At 69.7% G+C, this 17,039-nt stretch carries 16 protein-coding genes; 10 read left to right on the forward strand and 6 right to left on the reverse strand.

Annotation, left to right across the window (positions count from 1 at the left end):
• Window positions 1–49: 49 nt before the first annotated feature.
• The gene (glgX, locus tag JO379_RS26265; RefSeq protein WP_209517227.1) at window positions 50–2,176 is read right to left on the reverse strand and encodes a glycogen debranching protein GlgX; all 2,127 of its coding nucleotides are present in this window, start codon (window positions 2,174–2,176) and stop codon (window positions 50–52) included.
• Between the two features lie 424 nt (window positions 2,177–2,600).
• On the opposite strand from glgX, the gene JO379_RS26270 reads away from it, so the two are divergent.
• Both JO379_RS26270 and JO379_RS26275 read left to right on the forward strand, forming a co-directional pair.
• Window positions 2,601–3,836, forward strand: coding sequence for a DUF5919 domain-containing protein (locus JO379_RS26270; RefSeq protein ID WP_130881676.1), 1,236 nt, complete (start codon window positions 2,601–2,603; stop codon window positions 3,834–3,836).
• 160 nt (window positions 3,837–3,996) lie between these two features.
• Complete coding sequence (locus JO379_RS26275) at window positions 3,997–4,707, forward strand: exonuclease domain-containing protein (protein WP_130881675.1); 711 nt, start codon at window positions 3,997–3,999, stop codon at window positions 4,705–4,707.
• A gap of 523 nt (window positions 4,708–5,230) precedes the next feature.
• Here JO379_RS26275 and JO379_RS26280 read toward each other — a convergent pair.
• Window positions 5,231–6,112 carry a phosphotransferase enzyme family protein gene (locus JO379_RS26280; RefSeq protein ID WP_209517230.1) on the reverse strand — a complete coding sequence of 294 codons (882 nt, stop codon included), beginning with the start codon at window positions 6,110–6,112 and terminating at the stop codon, window positions 5,231–5,233.
• A 192-nt stretch (window positions 6,113–6,304) separates the two neighbouring features.
• On the opposite strand from JO379_RS26280, the gene mgt reads away from it, so the two are divergent.
• The 3 genes from mgt to JO379_RS26295 all read left to right on the forward strand — a co-directional run bounded on the left by mgt (window position 6,305) and on the right by JO379_RS26295 (window position 9,786).
• Complete coding sequence (gene mgt / locus JO379_RS26285; protein WP_245381561.1) at window positions 6,305–7,513, forward strand: macrolide-inactivating glycosyltransferase; 1,209 nt, start codon at window positions 6,305–6,307, stop codon at window positions 7,511–7,513.
• Window positions 7,514–7,798: 285 nt separating this feature from the next.
• Entirely contained in the window at window positions 7,799–9,031 is a 1,233-nt protein-coding gene (locus tag JO379_RS26290) for a S8 family peptidase (protein WP_130881672.1), read from the forward strand.
• Between the two features lie 107 nt (window positions 9,032–9,138).
• Window positions 9,139–9,786, forward strand: a complete 648-nt coding sequence (locus JO379_RS26295; RefSeq protein ID WP_130881671.1) for a mycothiol-dependent nitroreductase Rv2466c family protein — start codon at window positions 9,139–9,141, stop codon at window positions 9,784–9,786.
• A gap of 74 nt (window positions 9,787–9,860) precedes the next feature.
• On the opposite strand, the gene JO379_RS33985 is transcribed toward JO379_RS26295, so the two are convergent.
• A complete protein-coding gene (locus tag JO379_RS33985; protein WP_130881670.1) occupies window positions 9,861–10,799 on the reverse strand; it encodes a GDSL-type esterase/lipase family protein in 939 nt (312 codons plus the stop codon).
• Window positions 10,800–10,999: 200 nt separating this feature from the next.
• On the opposite strand from JO379_RS33985, the gene JO379_RS26305 reads away from it, so the two are divergent.
• On the forward strand, window positions 11,000–11,446 hold the full coding sequence (locus JO379_RS26305; RefSeq protein WP_130881975.1) for a nitroreductase family deazaflavin-dependent oxidoreductase: 447 nt from the start codon (window positions 11,000–11,002) through the stop codon (window positions 11,444–11,446).
• A gap of 133 nt (window positions 11,447–11,579) precedes the next feature.
• Here JO379_RS26305 and JO379_RS26310 read toward each other — a convergent pair whose 3' ends face one another.
• On the reverse strand, window positions 11,580–11,699 hold the full coding sequence (locus JO379_RS26310; RefSeq protein ID WP_130881974.1) for a DUF397 domain-containing protein: 120 nt from the start codon (window positions 11,697–11,699) through the stop codon (window positions 11,580–11,582).
• A gap of 422 nt (window positions 11,700–12,121) precedes the next feature.
• Between JO379_RS26310 and JO379_RS26315 the strand changes: the two genes are divergently transcribed.
• Both JO379_RS26315 and JO379_RS26320 read left to right on the forward strand, forming a co-directional pair.
• A complete protein-coding gene (locus tag JO379_RS26315) occupies window positions 12,122–12,412 on the forward strand; it encodes a LysE family transporter (protein ID WP_209517232.1) in 291 nt (96 codons plus the stop codon).
• Between the two features lie 83 nt (window positions 12,413–12,495).
• Window positions 12,496–13,170: an HAD family hydrolase gene (locus JO379_RS26320; RefSeq protein WP_209517234.1), complete on the forward strand. Its 675-nt coding sequence runs from the start codon at window positions 12,496–12,498 to the stop codon at window positions 13,168–13,170.
• Window positions 13,171–13,386: 216 nt separating this feature from the next.
• Here JO379_RS26320 and JO379_RS26325 read toward each other — a convergent pair whose 3' ends face one another.
• Both JO379_RS26325 and JO379_RS26330 read right to left on the reverse strand, forming a co-directional pair.
• Window positions 13,387–14,421, reverse strand: a complete 1,035-nt coding sequence (locus JO379_RS26325; protein WP_130881667.1) for a CU044_5270 family protein — start codon at window positions 14,419–14,421, stop codon at window positions 13,387–13,389.
• On the reverse strand, window positions 14,421–15,035 hold the full coding sequence (locus tag JO379_RS26330) for an RNA polymerase sigma factor (protein WP_307842220.1): 615 nt from the start codon (window positions 15,033–15,035) through the stop codon (window positions 14,421–14,423). Before JO379_RS26330 ends, JO379_RS26325 begins: the two co-directional genes overlap by 1 nt.
• Window positions 15,036–15,148: 113 nt before the next feature.
• On the opposite strand from JO379_RS26330, the gene JO379_RS26335 reads away from it, so the two are divergent.
• The gene (locus tag JO379_RS26335) at window positions 15,149–15,550 is read left to right on the forward strand and encodes a thiol-disulfide oxidoreductase DCC family protein (RefSeq protein WP_209517237.1); all 402 of its coding nucleotides are present in this window, start codon (window positions 15,149–15,151) and stop codon (window positions 15,548–15,550) included.
• A 502-nt stretch (window positions 15,551–16,052) separates the two neighbouring features.
• Window positions 16,053–16,394 carry a translation initiation factor IF-5A gene (eif5A, locus tag JO379_RS26340; protein ID WP_307842221.1) on the forward strand — a complete coding sequence of 114 codons (342 nt, stop codon included), beginning with the start codon at window positions 16,053–16,055 and terminating at the stop codon, window positions 16,392–16,394.
• Window positions 16,395–17,039 lie beyond the last annotated feature (645 nt).

A 17,039-nucleotide genomic window follows, 5' to 3' on the forward strand; every position in this document is an offset into this window, starting at 1 on the left:
GGGACTAGGCCGCGTGCGGTGGTGGGCCGGGCCGTCGGTCGCAGGCGGACTACGCCGGACGTTGCAGGATGGTCAGGCTGCGGTCCGTGAGCGTCAGGTGGTCACCGGCCTGGACCTTGGGCCCGTTGGGCTCGACACCCTGGTCGCGGGCGGTGTCGACCACGACCTGCCACTGCTTGCCGTGGTCCACGGGCACGACGAAGTCCAGCGGCTCCCCGTGGGCGTTGAACATCAGCAGGAAGGAGTCGTCGACGACCGGCTCGCCGCGCGGCCCCGGCTCGGAGATCGCGCCCCCGTTGAGGAAGACCGTCAGCGACTTCGCATGGGCGGCCTGCCAGTCGCCGTCCCGCATCTCCTCACCCTCGTGGGTGAACCAGGCGATGTCCGACAGCTCGTCGTGCGTGCCCTGCACCGGACGGCCGTGGAAGAAGCGGCGGCGCCGGAAGACCGGGTGGTCGCGGCGGAGCCAGATCATCGCGCGCGTGAAGGCCAGCATCCGCCGGGCCCGGGCGGAGGTCTCGTCCGACGGGTGCGGCCAGCGCACCCACGACAGCTCGGAGTCCTGGCAGTAGGCGTTGTTGTTGCCCTCCTGGGTGCGCGCGAACTCGTCACCGTGGCTCAGCATCGGCACCCCCTGCGACACCATCAGGGTGGCGATGAAATTGCGCATCTGGCGCTCGCGCAGCGCCAGCACCCCCGGGTCGTCGCTCTCGCCCTCGGCCCCGCAGTTCCACGACCGGTTGTGGCTCTCGCCGTCCCGGTTGTCCTCGCCGTTGGCCTCGTTGTGCTTGTGGTTGTAGGAGACCAGGTCGTGCAGGGTGAAGCCGTCGTGACAGGTGACGAAATTGACGGAGGCCAGCGGCCGCCTGCCGTCCCCCTGGTACAGGTCGGAGGAGCCGGTCAGCCGGGAGCCGAACTCCGCCAGCGTGGCGGGCTCACCGCGCCACATATCCCGCGAGGTATCGCGGAACTTTCCGTTCCACTCGGCCCACAGCGGAGGGAAATTACCGACCTGATAGCCGCCCTCCCCGACGTCCCACGGCTCGGCGATCAGCTTCACCCGGCTGACCACCGGATCCTGCTGCACCAGGTCGAAGAACGACGACAGCCGGTCCACCTCATGGAACTGCCGGGCCAGCGTCGCCGCCAGATCGAAGCGGAAACCGTCCACCCGCATCTCGGTCACCCAGTAGCGCAGCGAGTCCATGATGAGCTGGAGCACGTGCGGGCTGCGCATGAGCAGCGAATTGCCGGTGCCCGTGGTGTCCATGTAGTAGCGGGGGTCGTCCGTCAGCCGGTAGTACGAGGCGTTGTCCAGGCCGCGGAAGGAGAGGGTGGGGCCGAGGTGGTTGCCCTCGGCGGTGTGGTTGTAGACCACGTCGAGGATGACCTCGATGCCCGCGGCGTGCAGGGCCCGCACCGCCGACTTGAACTCCAGCACCTGCTGGCCCCGGTCCCCCCACGAGGCGTAGGCGTTGTGCGGGGCGAAGAAACCGATGGTGTTGTAGCCCCAGTAGTTGGCCAGCCCCGCGTCCACCAGCCGGTGGTCGTTCACGAACTGATGGACCGGCATCAGCTCGATGGCGGTCACCCCCAGCTCCGTCAGATGCTCGATGACCGCCGGGTGCGCCAGCGCCGCGTAGGTCCCGCGCACCTCCTCCGGCAGCGCCGGGTGGCGCATCGTCAGGCCCTTCACATGGGCCTCATAGATGACCGTACGGTGATAGTCGGTGCGCGGCGGCCGGTCGTCGCCCCAGTCGAAGTACGGGTTGACGACCACCGAGGTCATCATGTGCGGCGCCGAGTCCATGTCATTGCGCTTCTCGGGCCGCCCGAAGCGGTAGCCGTACACCGCCTCCCCCCAGTCGACGGCGCCGCTCACCGCGCGGGCGTACGGGTCCAGCAGGAGCTTGGCGGAATTGCAGCGGTGCCCGCGCTCGGGCTCGTACGGGCCGTGCGCGCGGAAGCCGTACCGCTGCCCCGGCATGATGCCCGGCAGATAGGCGTGCCGGACGAACGCGTCACTCTCGCGCAGCTCCACCGCCGTCTCCGAACCGTCGTCGTGCAGCAGGCACAACTCGATCCGCTCGGCGGCCTCCGAGAAGACCGCGAAGTTGGTGCCGGCGCCGTCGTACGTGGCACCGAGGGGGTACGCCTGTCCCGGCCACACCTGCATGAGTCGACTCTTCCACTTCTTCCGGGGGCCTTCCGGGGTCTTCCGGGGGGTACTTCCGGGGGTTCTTCGTAGGGCCTTGCGAGGTCTTCCGAGACGAGTCCCCGGGCGCCACGGGGCGCCATGAGGACTCCTGTACGAGGCCGACCCGGAATCCTTTCCCAACCGACGCGGCCGAGCGGGCCTTTCCGCAGATCTTCCCCAAAAGGAGACCGGCACCTCCTTCTTGCGCCCCGTTCGGCTCGTCCAACCGGGTGACGACCGGGGGTCACGCTATGAATCCGCTCACTTCGGCCACCACGGCCGGAAACAACCGCCTCATGCGATGGGACAGTTGACCGACGACTGGCTGCGAGCGGGTGCACCGCCTCCCGCCCGCACAGTAGTCTGCCTTGATCGTTGGACGGGGGCGGAAGGCGGTGCACTGGTGAGCTCGGGCGGACTGGAGCTGCCCCCTGGCGACGGCGTTCCCGGGGGAGACGGTTCGACCGACGCGCCACCCGGCGCGGTTTCCCTGGCCCGCCCGATGGAGATCGGGGCGGAGCTGGACTGGAACGCCGACGCCTGGAGCGAGGTGCGCACCCGCGCACGTCGGGCGGGGCGGGCCTACATCTGGCTGAATCTGGTGGAGCAGCGGCTGCGCGCCGTCGTGGCCGCCGTACTGCGGCCTGTCTACGAACCCGTGCACGGCGAGGACGAGTGGGTCGTCGCCGCCGCCGGACCCGCCGGACAGGAGTGGGTGCAGCGGGCCGCGGCGGTCCGGGAGGTGAGCCGCCGCAAGGGCTACCTGCTGGACCCGGCCGACGACAACGTCCTCAGCTTCCTCACCCTGCCGCAGCTGCGGGAGCTGCTCGTACAGCACTGGCCGTGCTTCGAGCCGTACCTCGACGACCGGCGCGACCTCGAACTCGCACTGGACGAGCTGGAGGTGGCGCGCAATGTCGTCTCCCGCAACCGGGCCCTGTCCGAGACGGTGCTCGCACAGGCCGAGCGGGCCTCCGCGCGGCTGCTGAACATCCTCGGCAGCGGCGGGGCCCCGTCCGCCGACCGGCTGCCCATCGACGCGGTGGAAGACCTGGTGGGGGACCGCTACGCCGACGTCATCGGCGTCCACCCCGACCGGGTGCGGCTGCAGCGGCAGCTGCCCGTGGAGGATCTCTTCGGCAGCGCCCGCCGCCTCGACGCGGTGGGCATAGGGCTGAACCTGCTCGTCCAGAACTACTCGGGGCGCCGCCTCATCCGGCTGGCCGAGGCCGGCTGCCGGGCCCGGCTGCTCTTCCTCAACCCGGCGAGCAGCGCGGTCCGCCGGCGCGAGCGCGAACTGGGCATCAAAAAGGGCGAGATGAGCCGGTCCGTAGAGATGAACATCATGCACATGCGGCGGGTGCGCGACCGGCTGCGCGACACCGCCGCCTTCGAGATCCGGGTCTTCGACGAGACGCCGCGCTTCACGGCCTATCTCGTCAACGGCGACGGCTCGGACGGCCTCGCGGTGGTGCAGTCCTATCTGCGCAAGGCGCGCGGCATGGAGGCACCGGTGCTGGTGCTGCGCGGTGGCGGCCGGAACGTGGTGCGCGACGGGCGGGAGCAGGAGCACGGGCTCTTCGAGACCTACCGCGAGGAGTTCGAGGGCGTGTGGGCGGACTCGCGCCCGGTGTCCTGACGCCGGTGACCTCGTGGACCTCGTGACCTGCTCACGGTGATCTCCCCCGGCCCGCGCCCCGATGCGGATCCGCCGCTACCGGATCGCGCCCGGGCCGATTGTCAGTGGTGCGTGCGACGCTGGGGACCAGTCGGGGGAAGCACCACGAAGGGGGGCCGCGATGGGGTGGCACCGGGAGCTGTTGATCGGGTTCGACCTGGAGACCACGGGCACCGACCCGGGGGAGTCGCGGATCGTCACGGCGGCCGTCGTCGAGGCCAAGGGCGGCGAGCCGACGGGCCGCCGGGAGTGGCTGGCGGATCCGGGAGTTCCCATCCCGGCCGAGGCCGCGGCCATACACGGCATCACGAGCGAGCGCGCGGCGGCGCTGGGCAGACCCGCCCGCGAGGTGGTCGACGAGATAGCGGACGCGCTGGTCGGCCACTGGTCGGTGGGCGTGCCCGTCGTCGCGTACAACGCCTGCTTCGACCTCAGCATGCTGGCGGCGGAGCTGCGGCGGTACGGCCTGCCCTCGCTCGGCGAGCGGCTGGGCGACGACGGTGACGGGGGAGTGGGCCCGGTCGTCGACCCGCTCACCATCGACCGGGCCGTCGATCGCTACCGCAAGGGCAAGCGCAATCTCGAGGCGGTCTGCGGCGAGTACGGCGTGGTGCTGGACAGCGCGCACGAGGCCGGGGCGGACGCGCTCGCGGCGGTGCGGGTCGCCTGCGCGGTCGCCGAGCGGTATCCGCGGGTGGCGGAGGCGGAGCTCTGGGCACTCCACCGCGAGCAGGCGGGGTGGTACGGCGAGTGGGCGGCGGGCTATCAGAAGTGGCTGCGCCGGCAGGGAGACCCGGAGGCGGTCGTCGACCCGCGCTGGCCGCTGCGCTGACGGCCTGCGGCCCGCCTTCTCGCGCTTTCGGTGGAAGCGCCCCTCGGGCCGACACTGTAGGGGGCATTGGTGGATATGACCTGAAGTCGGCGCCGGGTCACGTTTTCGCCTTCGATTACACGAGTTCAGGCGGGCGTGACGGTCTCGCGCCCTATCAGCCGGGTATCGGCGCGATCCGCGGCAATCGAGCCGACCGGCGGGGCCCGGCCTTTCCTTTCCCGAGGACGGCATGGGAAAGGGCATCGGGGGATATGGCCTGATGTCTCTGGCGGTTCACGCATTCACGAGCGATGGCCAGAATACGGCCACGTCGGATTATTCGTTGGAGTGCCGTCCGGGGGTGTGAACGGGCCTTCCGCGAAAATCCGGAAGGCTCGTTCACGCCGGTGTCCGTGCGGGGCGGGGATCCGAGGATCGGGGCGGGCGGAACCGTCCTGTACCCGCCCCTGTACCGGCCCAAGGCACCGGCGCGGGTACGGCGGGGCCCCGCTGGGCCCGGCCGGCCGGCCCCGGCCGGCTCCGGTCAGAAGGGGTACCACCGCACCGCCGGGTCACCGTCCCGCAAGGACGCTACCCGCCGGCCGAACTCGGCGCGCGCCGCCGGGTTGCCGGGCGCGTGCTGGGCCACCCACGCGCAGCTCGCGGTCTCCCGCGCCCCGCGCAGCACCGCGCAGCCCGCCCACTCCCGGACGTCCCAGCCGTAGGTCCGGACGAAGGTGTCGTAGGCGTCGGGGTCCATCCCGTACCGGTCCCGGCTGAGCGCCATCACCACCAGGTCGTGCTCCCGCAGGTCCCCGGCGAACGTCTCCAGGTCCACCAGGACCGGTCCGTCCGGTCCGATGTGGACGTTGCGCGGCGAGGCGTCGCCGTGGATCGGACCCGGCGGCAGCTGCGGTGTCAGCGCGGCGGCCGCCGCCGCGAAACCGTCCCGGCGCTCCCGCAGATACGCGGCGTCGGCCGGGTCGATCGCGTCCCCGGCCAGCCGGAGCCAGCGCTCGACGCCCCCGAGCAGTTCACGCCGCGGCAGCGCGAAGCCGGGTTCGGGCAGTGCGTGGATCATTCGCAGCAGTTCGGCGAGGTCGGCGGGGTCGGCCGGGCGCGGCGCGGCGGGGAGCCGGTGCCAGAGCGTCACCGGGTGCCCGTCGGCCGACAGCACCTCGGGCGCGGCCGCCCGGACCGCCGGGATGCCGCACTCCGCGAGCCAGGCGGCGACGCGCAGTTCATGACGGGCCCGGTCCACCAGCGAGGCGTCGCGGCCCACCTTGGCGACGAGGTCCCCGGCGGCGAAGACCGCGTTCTCCCCGAGCGCGAGGAGCTTCGCGTCGGCCGCCGGAACAGCCGCCGGGAGGAGCTCGCGCGCGCGTTGTTCCGTGAAGGGCACGTTCGCCGGATGCGTCGAGGCCATGGGATCCACCACTCGTACCTTCCGTCCCTGCCGTGTCGGCGCCGCCCGGCCGATCACGGAGATTGTCCCCTCCGGCCGGGAGCCAGGTGCCACCGGGTGGGTAGCCGGGTGGGCAGCCGGGCGGGTCCAGGGAGGGAGGAGGTGACGTTTAATCATTTGCACGATACGTATCGTCTCGCCTAGTCTCCGGGCATGACCACTCCCCGCCCTGCCCGTACCCCTGCCCATATCGCCATGTTCAGCATCGCGGCCCACGGGCATGTGAACCCCAGCCTGGACGTCATCCGTGAACTCGTCGCCCGGGGCCATCGCGTCACCTATGCCATCCCCGAGTCCTTCGCGGAGCGCCTCGCCGCCACCGGTGCCGAGCCGAAGATCTACACCTCGACCCTCCCGGCCGACGGTGACCCCGACGCCTGGGGCACCGAGGTGATGGACCACATGGAGCCCTTCCTCGCCGATGCCGTCCAGGCGTTGCCGCAGCTCATCGCGGCGTACGAGGGTGACGAGCCGGATCTGGTCCTGTACGACATCACCGCCTACCCCGCGCGGATCCTCGGGCACCGCTGGCAGGTGCCGGTCGTCCAGCTCTCGCCGTGCCTCGTCGCCTGGGAGGGGTACGAGCACGAGGTCGGTGCGGAGGTCATGGACCCGGTCAAGCGGACCCCGCGCGGCATCGCCTTCTACGAGAGGTTCGCCGCCTGGATCGCCGAGAACGGCATGGACATCGACCCCGACACCTTCATGGGCCGCCCGGACCGCTGTCTTGCCCTCATCCCGCGCGCCATGCAGCCCCAGGCCGACCGGGTCGACGAGTCCGTCTACACCTTCACCGGCCCCTGCCAGGGCGAACGGTCCGACCAGGGCGACTGGGAGCGCCCCGCCGACGCGGAGAAGGTCCTGCTCGTCTCGCTCGGCTCCACCTTCACCAAGCAGCCCGACTTCTACCGTGCGTGCATCGAGGCCTTCGGTGGCCTGTCGGGCTGGCACGTGCTGCTCCAGATCGGCAAGCAGGTCGACGTGGCCGAACTGGGCGCGATCCCGGCCAACTTCGAGGTGCGATCGTGGATCCCGCAGTTGGCGGTGCTCAAGAAGGCCGACGCCTTCATCACGCACGCCGGCATGGGCGGCTCACAGGAGGGCCTGGCCTGCGGGGTGCCGATGGTCGCCGTGCCGCAGGCGGTCGACCAGTTCGGCAACGCGGCACTGATCGAGGAACTGGGCGTCGGCAAGCACGTAGCGATGGAGCAGGCGGACGCGGCGACGCTGCGCGCGGCGGTCCTGGAACTCGTGAACGACCCGGCCGTCGCGGCCCGTTCGGCGGAACTGCGGGACGAGCTGGCGGCGGAAGGCGGGACGCCCTATGCGGCCGACCTCATCGAGGCGGAACTGCGCAAGTGAGCACCGCGCCGCTCCGAAGTCCCTTCTTTTGAGCGCCAGTTGGAATGTGTCCCAAACGTAAAACCTGACAGTGATTGTCAATCGACTGTCCAATTTGGCGCCGTTCAGCGGGGTTTGAAATTACGCAAGAGCGTTGCGTATGTCACACCTTCGTGTGGATCTTGAAATGAGCACGGTAAATCCGACAGGGTTTCGAGTCACCCGGAGCAATCCCTTCCACGCTCCGGGTGACGTTTGATGAACGCTCAATTTCCCCCCCACATCCTCACGAGGAGGAACCCTCGTATGGCAACCCATAAGCGCGTCGGCAAGCGGCGGCTCGTACTGGCGATATCCGCCATGACCGCCGTCACCGCCGGAGCCACCCTGCTGGCTCTGCCCGCCGGTGCCGCTCCCGCCGAAGGAACCGTCTACGGCGCGAATGCCAAGGGCGCGATCGACGGCAGCTACATCGTCATGCTGAAGGACGGAAAGAGCGCCGAATCCGTCGGCGCCAAGGCCGTCACGGCAGAAGGCAAGGACCTCGCCAAGCGGTACGGCGGCAAGCTGAACCGCACGTACGACTCGGCGCTGCGCGGCTTCTCCGCCAGCGGCCTGGACGAGACGGAGGCGAAGCGGCTCGCCGCCGACCCGTCCGTCGCCAAGGTCGTGCAGAACCACCGCTTCACCGCCACCGGCACCCAGGAGGCCCCACCCTCCTGGGGCCTGGACCGCATCGACCAGGCGGACGCCAAGGGTGACGGCAAGTACACCTACCCCGACGGGGCGGGCGAGGGCGTCACCGCGTACGTCATCGACACCGGCGTGCGCATCAGCCACAAGGACTTCGGCGGGCGCGCCTCGTCCGGCTTCGACGCCATCGACAACGACGACAACGCGGACGACGGCAACGGCCACGGCACGCACGTCGCGGGCACCATCGCCGGTACCGCGCACGGCGTCGCCAAGAAGGCCAAGATTGTGGCCGTCCGGGTGCTCGACGCGAACGGCTCCGGCAGCACCGAGCAGGTCGTCGCGGGCATCGACTGGGTCGTGAAGAACCACAAGGGCCCGTCCGTCGCCAACATGAGCCTCGGCGGCGGCGCCGACGAGGCCCTCGACGCGGCCGTCAAGCGGGCCGTCGCCGCCGGCGTCACGTTCGCCGTCGCCGCGGGCAACGAGTCCTCCGACGCGGGCAAGGGCTCTCCGTCCCGGGTCCCGGAGGCGATCACCGTCGCCTCCACCACCAAGGACGACCAGCAGTCCGACTTCTCCAACTACGGGAGCGTGGTCGACCTCTATGCCCCCGGCTCGGACATCACGTCCGCGTGGAACGACAGCGACTCGGGCACCAAGACCATCTCCGGTACGTCCATGGCCACTCCGCATGTCGCGGGCGCGGCCGCGGTCTACCTCGGCGGTCACAAGGACGCGACGCCCGAGCAGGTCGCCGGTGCGCTGACCAAGGGTGCCACCCCGGACAAGGTCTCCAACCCGAGCGAGGGCACGCCGAACAAGCTGCTCAAGGTCGTGGAGTAGTCACCACGTAGCCGACGAGCGGCGGATCAATCGATTCCACCGGCCGGCCGTCGCGCCCCTCCCCCACGGGGGCGCGACGGCCGGCCACTCGGCGTTAGGCTCCGGCCATGACTTCTGTTTCAACTCACGCCCCTTCTCTGCCGGATAGCGCGATTCCCAAGGTCGACTTCTACTTCGACCCCGTCTGCCCCTTCGCCTGGATCACCTCGCGCTGGATCCTCGAGGTCGAGCGACTGCGTGACATCGACCTCCGCTTCCGCGTCATGAGCCTGTCCGTACTCAACGAGGGCCGCGAAGACCTCCCCGAGCGCTATCGCGAGATGCTCGACACGGCCTGGGGCCCGGTCCGCGTCTGCACGGCGGCCGCCCAGCGGCACGGCGAGCCCGTGCTCCGCGACCTCTACACCGCCCTCGGCACCCGTACCCACAACCAGGGCAACGACCTCGACGACGACCTGATCAAGGCGGCGCTCGCCGAGGTGGGCCTGCCCGTCGAGCTGGCCGGGGCCGCGCACACCACCGAGTACGACGACGCGCTGCGCAAGAGCCACCACGAGGGCATGGACCCCGTCGGCGAGGAGGTCGGCACCCCGACCCTGCACATCGACGGCGTCGCCTTCTTCGGCCCGGTCCTCACGTCGATACCCCGGGGCGAAACGGCGGCCCGCATCTTCGACGGCGCCCGCGCGCTGGCCTCGTACCCCGACTTCTTCGAACTGAAGCGCACCCGCACGGGCGAGCTCGACTTCAGCTGACCCGGTACGGACGCCGCCCTGCGTGACGGCGTGACGGCGTGACGGCGTGACGGCCGCGATCCGGGCCGACGGACTCAGCGACCGAGGGCGTCCAGGTGCCGATGGAGCACCTGATGTCCTTCGGGGGTGGGGTGCACGCCGTCGACGAGGAGTTCGGTCCGCTCCCGCAGGGGCTCCCACATGTCGAGGTAGTCGACGTGGTTCTCGTCGCACCAGGCCCGTACGGACTCGCGCAGGGCCAGCGCTCGCGCCCGGGTGAAGTGCAGACCCTCGTAGTCGCGGGTGCGTTCCTCATCGACCCAGGCAGGTCCCACGACGACGAGTCGCGCATTGTGACTCAGGGCGGTGGCGGCCAACGAGCCCAGGCTGTCCGCGATGTGCGCCAGTCCGTCGCGAGGAGTCTCCGGCATGGCGAGCGGCAGGGCGGAGTCGTTGATGCCGGCGGCGACGAGGACGGTGTCGGGCAGGCGGGGAGCCAGCACCGCGGGTGTCTGCTCGCTGACATCGGCCAACGTGCTGCCGGGTATGGCCAGGTTGAAGACCCGGTGCTCGGCCTCGTTCCCGGCGATGTGGGTTGCCGCCAGGCGGGCCGCCCATCCTCCCTGCGGATCACAGCGTCCGTAGGCGATGCTGTCGCCCACGATCACGATGCGCGCGGCCGAGCGCAGCGGCTTCGCGTCCAGGTAGGCCCAGGCGCTTTCCCCGGAGGTGAGGAGCACCCGTCGGCGGGCGTAGTCGTCGACTTCATAGGCATCGGCTGCGGCGAGGTCCTGGTCGGTGAGGTGCAGCACGGCACCCTCGACGACGGCGCCGTACTTGCGCCCCAGGGTCAAGTGCACGTCGAGCCCGCTGGCGGCGATCACGGACTCGTCGGTGATCGTCAGGGGCCTGGCCGCGTAGCCGGTCAGCGACGCCGGAGAACTGGGCACCGCTCCGCCGAAGAGAGCGGTCTGGACCCGCTCGTCCAACAACGTGCCGAAGGAGAAGAGGGTGTGGGGGCGCGACTGGGTCACTGGGAGCTACGTGGCCTTTCATCAGGGATGATCAAGTCACCCTAACGGCTGAATCGAGCCACCGAATCGGCGCTCCCGCGTCGCCACCGGCATGAGTCCGCCGCGAGTTTGCCGGCGCCGGCGCCGCCCGCCGCCCACCGCCGCCGTTCTTGTGCTGTACTGCGCACCACCATCCGTACGTGACGTGTGGGGTGAAGGCGATGCCGCTTGCGGGCGAGTACGACCCGAGTCCGGCGCAGTGGATTCGTGAGCAGGTCGAGCTGTACGAGCGCTCGGGCGGTACGCAGGGGAACACGCTCTGGGACACCGGCCTGCCCATCGTCATCCTCATGATGCGCGGCGCGAAGAGCGGCCGGGTACGCAAGGTTCCGGTGATGCGGGTGGAGCATCACGGGCGGTACGCGGCCGTGGCGTCGAAGGCCGGGTTCCCGCGGCACCCTGACTGGTATTTCAACCTCAGGGCGGAGCCGTACGTGGAGCTCCAGGACGGTCCCGCACCTCAGGCGATGACGGCCCGTGAGCTCGCGGGGGAGGAGAGGACCGAGTGGTGGGAGCGCGCGGTGGCGACGTATCCGCCGTACGCCGAGTACCAGGAGAAGACCAACCGTGTGATCCCCGTCTTCGTGCTGGAACCCGTGTGCGTCTGAGCTTGGCGCGGGGGCGCCAGGAGGGCTCACCCGTACCGACTTCAGTGGACGCCTGCGCCCCCGGGAGGAGACGGGCCGGCGGCCCCTCTGGTCCTAGCTGAGAGGGGCCGCCGATCTGTGTGCGTGGGAGGTCTCAGCGGACCATGTCGACGAAGGCGCTCCAAGCGGCTGCCGGTACGACGAAGGCGGGGCCGTTGGCCTGTTTCGAGTCGCGGACGCCGAGAGGAAGGAGTTCGAGCGTGGGGTGCTCCAGGCCCTGCGAAACGGCGGCACCCCCCGGTACCTATTCGCCGGTCGACAGTCCCCCTCGCCCCACGAACGGTGGAAGTCCCGGCCCGTGTGACGTGATGGGGTCTGCGACCGGTCACGGGACTTGGTGGTCGCGCAGATAGGCGCGGTGGTGGGCCTCGGCAGCAAGGCAGGCACAGGTCTTGGCGATTATGGAGTTGCGACGGTCTGTGATCACCGGAGGGCTGTGCCTGTACTGCCATCGTGGCTGCAGACGTCCTCGTTCCAGAGGAGTCCAGGCTGACCGGCTGGCCTCACCGCCTGAGACGCATTCCGGGCGTCACCGTGAGGTGCCATGCGCAAAACCAGAGGCGAACACCGCAGTTCCTGCCCGATGTCGGGCAGAAACGTAGACGTTCTACGGCTCCCGACCTAGGGTGATCACTCATGATCACCCTAGAAGCAATAGGGACTTTCGCCCTGATAGTGGGACTTCTCACGCTCACTCCCGGGCTGGATACCGCTCTTATCCTGCGCACCACGGCGCTCGGGCACCGCCGTCGCGTACTCCTGGCCGGTGTGCACATTCTCCTGGCCGTCATCTGGGCCTGTGCACTGATCGCCTTCGCGCACGTGCTCCGAGACCGCCTGCGACGCCCCTCGGCCCGCCGCTACCTCGATCGCATCACCGGCACGGTCATCGCCGCCTTCGGTATCCGGCTCGCACTCGGACAGTAAGGCACCGGTCGGCGCCACCGCAGGCGATCCGACAGCCGCCGAACGGACAACCTGCACACCACCCGAAGTGAAAGGACATCTGCATGGGCACGCTCCCCACCACCGCCGAGGCTGTGGTCTTCGACTGCGACGGCCTGCTGGTCGACACCGAAACCTGCTGGACCGTTGCGGAAACAGCCATCTTCGCGGCGCACGGCCATCCCTTCGGCCCCGAACAGAAGGCTCTGGTCATCGGCCGCACCGTGGAGGCCGCTGGAGAGGCCATGGCCGAATACCTCGGGCACCCCGGCGCCGGTGCCGAACTCGCCGCCGAACTCCTTGAAAGGGTCCACAAGGAGCTGGCCCGGGGCGCAGCAGCCCTCCCCGGGGCGGCGGAACTGGTGCGCGCCTGCCGGGCAGCCGTACCCATCGCCGTCGCCAGCAACAGCCCCCGGGACCTGCTGGATGCGGCACTGTGGTCGGCCGGTCTCGCCGACTACTTCACCCACTCGTTCGCCGCCGACGAAGTGCGCTCCCCCAAGCCTGCACCAGAGCTCTACCTCACGGCATGCGAGGCACTCGGTACGACTCCCAGGCACTCCGTCGCGTTCGAGGACTCGGCCACGGGCATTACCGCAGCGCGTGCTGCCGGACTCTACGTCGCGGTCGTACCCTCCCTTCCAGGAGTCGGTCTCGACCACGATTGGCTGGGCACCAGCCTGGCCGAACGTGAATTGGTCGGCTGGGCAAGGCAATTGGGAGATGGCACGGTCCGCTGACCCACCCATCTTGGTGCGCACGGGCGGGCGGTGTCGGCGAGTTGACGAATGCTGCTCGCACCGCGCCGTTGGGGTGGGCCGAAACGACAGGGCACAACCCGCTCACACAACCCGTCGGACACCGCTTATAGGCCGTGCAGGTATGCGGGTGCTCATGGGCGGCGGATCGGGCGTGCGTTCCAGCGGTGGATCGTCCATGCCCGGCGGATCAGGCGCTCAGAGCGTCGTGCCGTCGGGGAGCTCCTTCTTCGCGTTGACCACGGCCCGCTTGATGACCACGGTCTCGTGGGTGATGGCGCCGGGTTCGAGGCCCCGATAGGGCTTGACCAGCACGTCGCGCTGGCCGAGGTACCCATAGGTGTTCCTGTCGAAGATCCACTCCTGACGGCTGACCGGGCCGGTGTGAGTGATCGCGACAGCGGTCCGGCCGGTCGCGTCGACGACGTTGTCCACGAGCTTGACGCCCGGGATCCTGGCAGCTGCCTTGAACAGCGCGGCGCTGATGTCCGGTGCCGCGATCTGCTCCTCCAACAGCTGACCTATCTCCTCGAACGCAGTCCGGTCGGCCTGCGGGTCGCCCACCCTGCCCCACCGGTAGAGGCGCTCGAGCAGGGCGTCGGGGTCGGTGGGAAGCGCCTTGACGCTGTTGTAGGAGCCCCGGTCGGTGATGTCATCGGGACGGTCGAGGTCGAGGTCCTCGCCGTTCTTGTCCATGAATTCATGGCCGGGCTCGTAGACGAAATTCTTGAGGCCGTCGGGCGAGTGCCAGACCTGGCGCGAGCGCAGCGGAGTCACCACGAGCTTCTCCTTGCCGCCCGCCCTGTCGACCCGCCCGCCCCTCACCTTGCTCTCCACGTAGATGTACTGGTCCTGCCGGGGCTCCAGGGCCGGCTGCCGTGCTGCCACGAGGGAGATGCGGTCGACGGTCGTCGACAGTCCTCCGGTGGTGCCGGGTTCCAGCTTCGCGCCGGCCCTCGGCGGGCGGGTGTCCGTACCCGAGGTACCCGGACCGTCCGGGGCCACGAGCACGGCGCCCGCCACCACGGCCGCGGCAGCCGGGAGCGCGATCCAGGCCGTGCGGTGCGCACGGGAGCGCGGTGCGCGCGGGGCGGTCCGGCGCGCCTCGGCCCACAGGGCCTCTTCGAACAGGTCCTGCCGCGCCTTGGGCAGGGCGGTCTCGGCCTGCCGCGGGAGCAGGAGGTCGAAGTCACGAAGGTCGAGCGGCTCTTGGGTTCGCCGGGAGATGCGCATTATCGGTTCCACTTCTCGTTCGGACGGTTCAGGTGCAGGTGGAGGCGCTCGGGACGCCGGGACGCCGACTCGTCGGCGTGCTGCCGGAGCTCTTGTTCGGCGAGCTTGCGCAGGCGCTCGCGGGCCCGGAACAGCCGCGACCGTACGGTGCCGACGGCCACGCCCAGGGCCTCGGCCGCTTCCACGTAGCTCAGGCCGGACCACACGCAGAGGGTGACGACCTCGCGCTCCGGCCGACGCAGCTTCTCCAGGGCGTTCTTCGCGGCGGTGAGCTGTTCGGCGTCCGCCATCCTGCCCACCACTTCACCCGCGATGTCCGGCACGGCTTCCTTGGCGGGCATCCGGGCCAGGGCCTTCTGATGGCGGCGGGCGGCACGGTTGGTGTTGCGCTGGACGTTCACCGCGATGCCCATCAGCCAGGCCTTCGCGCCGTCCGGCTCCTCGGGAAGCCTGTCGCGAAGGCGCCAGGCCTCCAGGAACGTGAGCGAAACGACGTCCTCGGCGATGGACCGGTCGCCGGTGGCGCGGATGGCGTAGCGGTGGACGAGCTGGGCGTGCGAGCGGAAGAGACAGCGGAAGGAGTCCGGGTCGCCGTCCCTGATGCGGGTGTGTATTGACGTCACGTCTGGATATGTCCGATGGGAGGTACGAGTTCCCATGATGTGGGTCACACGACAGGGCGGTCATCCCGGCCCCCGCCAGGGCGGAGCACGGCATCATGAGGATCATGCGAACCCGACCTGTGCTCGTGTACGACGGTGACTGCGGCTTCTGCACGACCTCGGTGAGGTTCGCCGAGAGACGTATCCGTCCCCGTTGTGATGTCACCGCATGGCAGTTCGCGGAGTTGGATGCCCTGGGTGTGACGCAGGACAGGGCCGAGTACGAAGTGTTGTGGATCACCCCCAGCGGGACGGTCTACGGCGGAGCCCAGGCCGTCGCCAAACTCCTGCTCAGCGCGCGTGGTGGCTGGGCCGTGCTGGGGGCGGTGCTCATGCTGCCACCGGTGCGTTGGGCTGCCCACGGCGTCTACCGGCTGATCGCGAACAACCGGCAGCGCATGCCGGGTGGAACAGCGGCATGCGCTGTGCCCGCCGGGCGAGAGGGTGACGCTGCCTCGCGGCCTTGATGCGGGGGTGCCGTGCGGGGCGCCTGACGGCGGCGCTCCCGCACGGACGAGTGGTCAAAGCGGCTGACAGTTTGACGACTGCGCTCCTGGTCGGCGGCCCCTCTCAGCTCAGGCAAGAGGGACCGCCGCGGGCAGAGCGGCAAGCTGACCTGTGGCCCGCTGTGGCGCGAGCGTTGCGCGAGGCCGTACCCGCTCTCCTGCCCCACGTCAGACGCCACCGGGACAGGCTGAACGTGCCCCTGGTGTGTACGGCGTTCACCAGGTCTACCTGCGGCCGACTGACGACGACGAATCGGGGGCAGCCGGGGGCTGGACCGCGACGGTGGTGGACATCGTGCCCATCTCCGATTCGTGACAGCCGCCCCCGCCGTTCCTGCCGCCAGCCGGGCGGAATCCACGCCTCCGCCCTGATCCAGGACGGTGACGGCCGGGTGCTCACTGTCCGCCTCGCAGGCGAGGTCAGCTATCGGCTGTCCGGCGGTTTCGCCTGTGCCCATGCAAGATCGTCGACATGTCGGCGTCCCCCACGGGTATTCGCCTCACAGGTATCGACATCTTCACCGGCAGGAAGCATGAAGATGTCGTCTCGGCGACTCACAACGTCGATGTGCCCAACGTCAAACGGAGTGAGTACCAGCTGGTCGACATCGCCGACGGCTTCCTCAGCATGATGGACGATGGCGGTGAGATGAAGGAGGACGTAAAGCTCCCGGCAGGGGAACTGGGCGATGCAATCGCGGCAGACTTCGAGGCCGGCAAGGACCTCCTCGTGACCGTGATCAGCGCGATGGGCGAGGAGGCAGCGATCTCCCATAAGGAAGCTCCTAAGGGCAGCGGAGCCTGACCGCTGCCCCTGTGCGCGTGGTGCGTGGAGCTGGAGCGGGCAGTCAGCGGGGCTGGTTCAGCGCCCGGGTCAGTTCACGGTTGGCGGCCCGGGCAGCACCACCGCGCCCGCCTGGGGGAACTGCTGCGCGCTTACGGGCCGGGCGGCAGGCCCGCCTCGCACGGCCGGTACGTACGGGCCTGGACCACCTCACCGGCACTGCCCCCTCCAGCCCGCCCGGACCGCCAGTCCCTGGTGAGCCGGACAAACTCACGGCGCAACCCGGCGGGTGCCAGAGACCACTTCCTGCGACGAGCTCATAGGTTCGCGTTCCGACTGGTCCGTTCACGCGGGGGGCTGGACAGCACCTCGCCCGGCACCCCCGTCGCCGGGCGAGGTGAGCTTGCCGGCACACCGGCAACAGCCTCTGCGGGCGCGGCCAGCACCGCTCCGGCCAAGGCTCCCCGACTCTCGGCAGCTACCTCTTCTCGATCTTTATATCTGCCAAATCCCACCAGCACTTAAGGACGGCCTTCCGCTTCGTTCCCCCGTTCTGCTTGTACCACTCGCTGGTACGGTCCTGCTCGAAGTTGCAGATCGAGATCGTGCGCCACTGCCCCTTGCCCTTGCACTCGACCCATCCGGTTTTGCCACCGACGTGCTTCT

Origin of the sequence: Streptomyces syringium (assembly GCF_017876625.1) — a bacterium.
Classification (GTDB): domain Bacteria; phylum Actinomycetota; class Actinomycetes; order Streptomycetales; family Streptomycetaceae; genus Streptomyces; species Streptomyces syringius.

Excerpts from the sequence above, each read along its gene's own strand:
- glgX (WP_209517227.1), bottom strand. The coding sequence starts at position 2,176 with ATGCAGGTGTGGCCGGGACAGGCGTACCCCCTCGGTGCCACGTACGAC.
- JO379_RS26275 (WP_130881675.1), top strand. The coding sequence starts at position 3,997 with ATGGGGTGGCACCGGGAGCTGTTGATCGGGTTCGACCTGGAGACCACG.
- JO379_RS26280 (WP_209517230.1), bottom strand. The coding sequence starts at position 6,112 with ATGGCCTCGACGCATCCGGCGAACGTGCCCTTCACGGAACAACGCGCG.
- mgt (WP_245381561.1), top strand. The coding sequence starts at position 6,305 with ATGACCACTCCCCGCCCTGCCCGTACCCCTGCCCATATCGCCATGTTC.
- JO379_RS26290 (WP_130881672.1), top strand. The coding sequence starts at position 7,799 with ATGGCAACCCATAAGCGCGTCGGCAAGCGGCGGCTCGTACTGGCGATA.
- JO379_RS26295 (WP_130881671.1), top strand. The coding sequence starts at position 9,139 with ATGACTTCTGTTTCAACTCACGCCCCTTCTCTGCCGGATAGCGCGATT.
- JO379_RS26305 (WP_130881975.1), top strand. The coding sequence starts at position 11,000 with ATGCCGCTTGCGGGCGAGTACGACCCGAGTCCGGCGCAGTGGATTCGT.
- JO379_RS26315 (WP_209517232.1), top strand. The coding sequence starts at position 12,122 with ATGATCACCCTAGAAGCAATAGGGACTTTCGCCCTGATAGTGGGACTT.
- JO379_RS26320 (WP_209517234.1), top strand. The coding sequence starts at position 12,496 with ATGGGCACGCTCCCCACCACCGCCGAGGCTGTGGTCTTCGACTGCGAC.
- JO379_RS26325 (WP_130881667.1), bottom strand. The coding sequence starts at position 14,421 with ATGCGCATCTCCCGGCGAACCCAAGAGCCGCTCGACCTTCGTGACTTC.
- JO379_RS26335 (WP_209517237.1), top strand. The coding sequence starts at position 15,149 with ATGCGAACCCGACCTGTGCTCGTGTACGACGGTGACTGCGGCTTCTGC.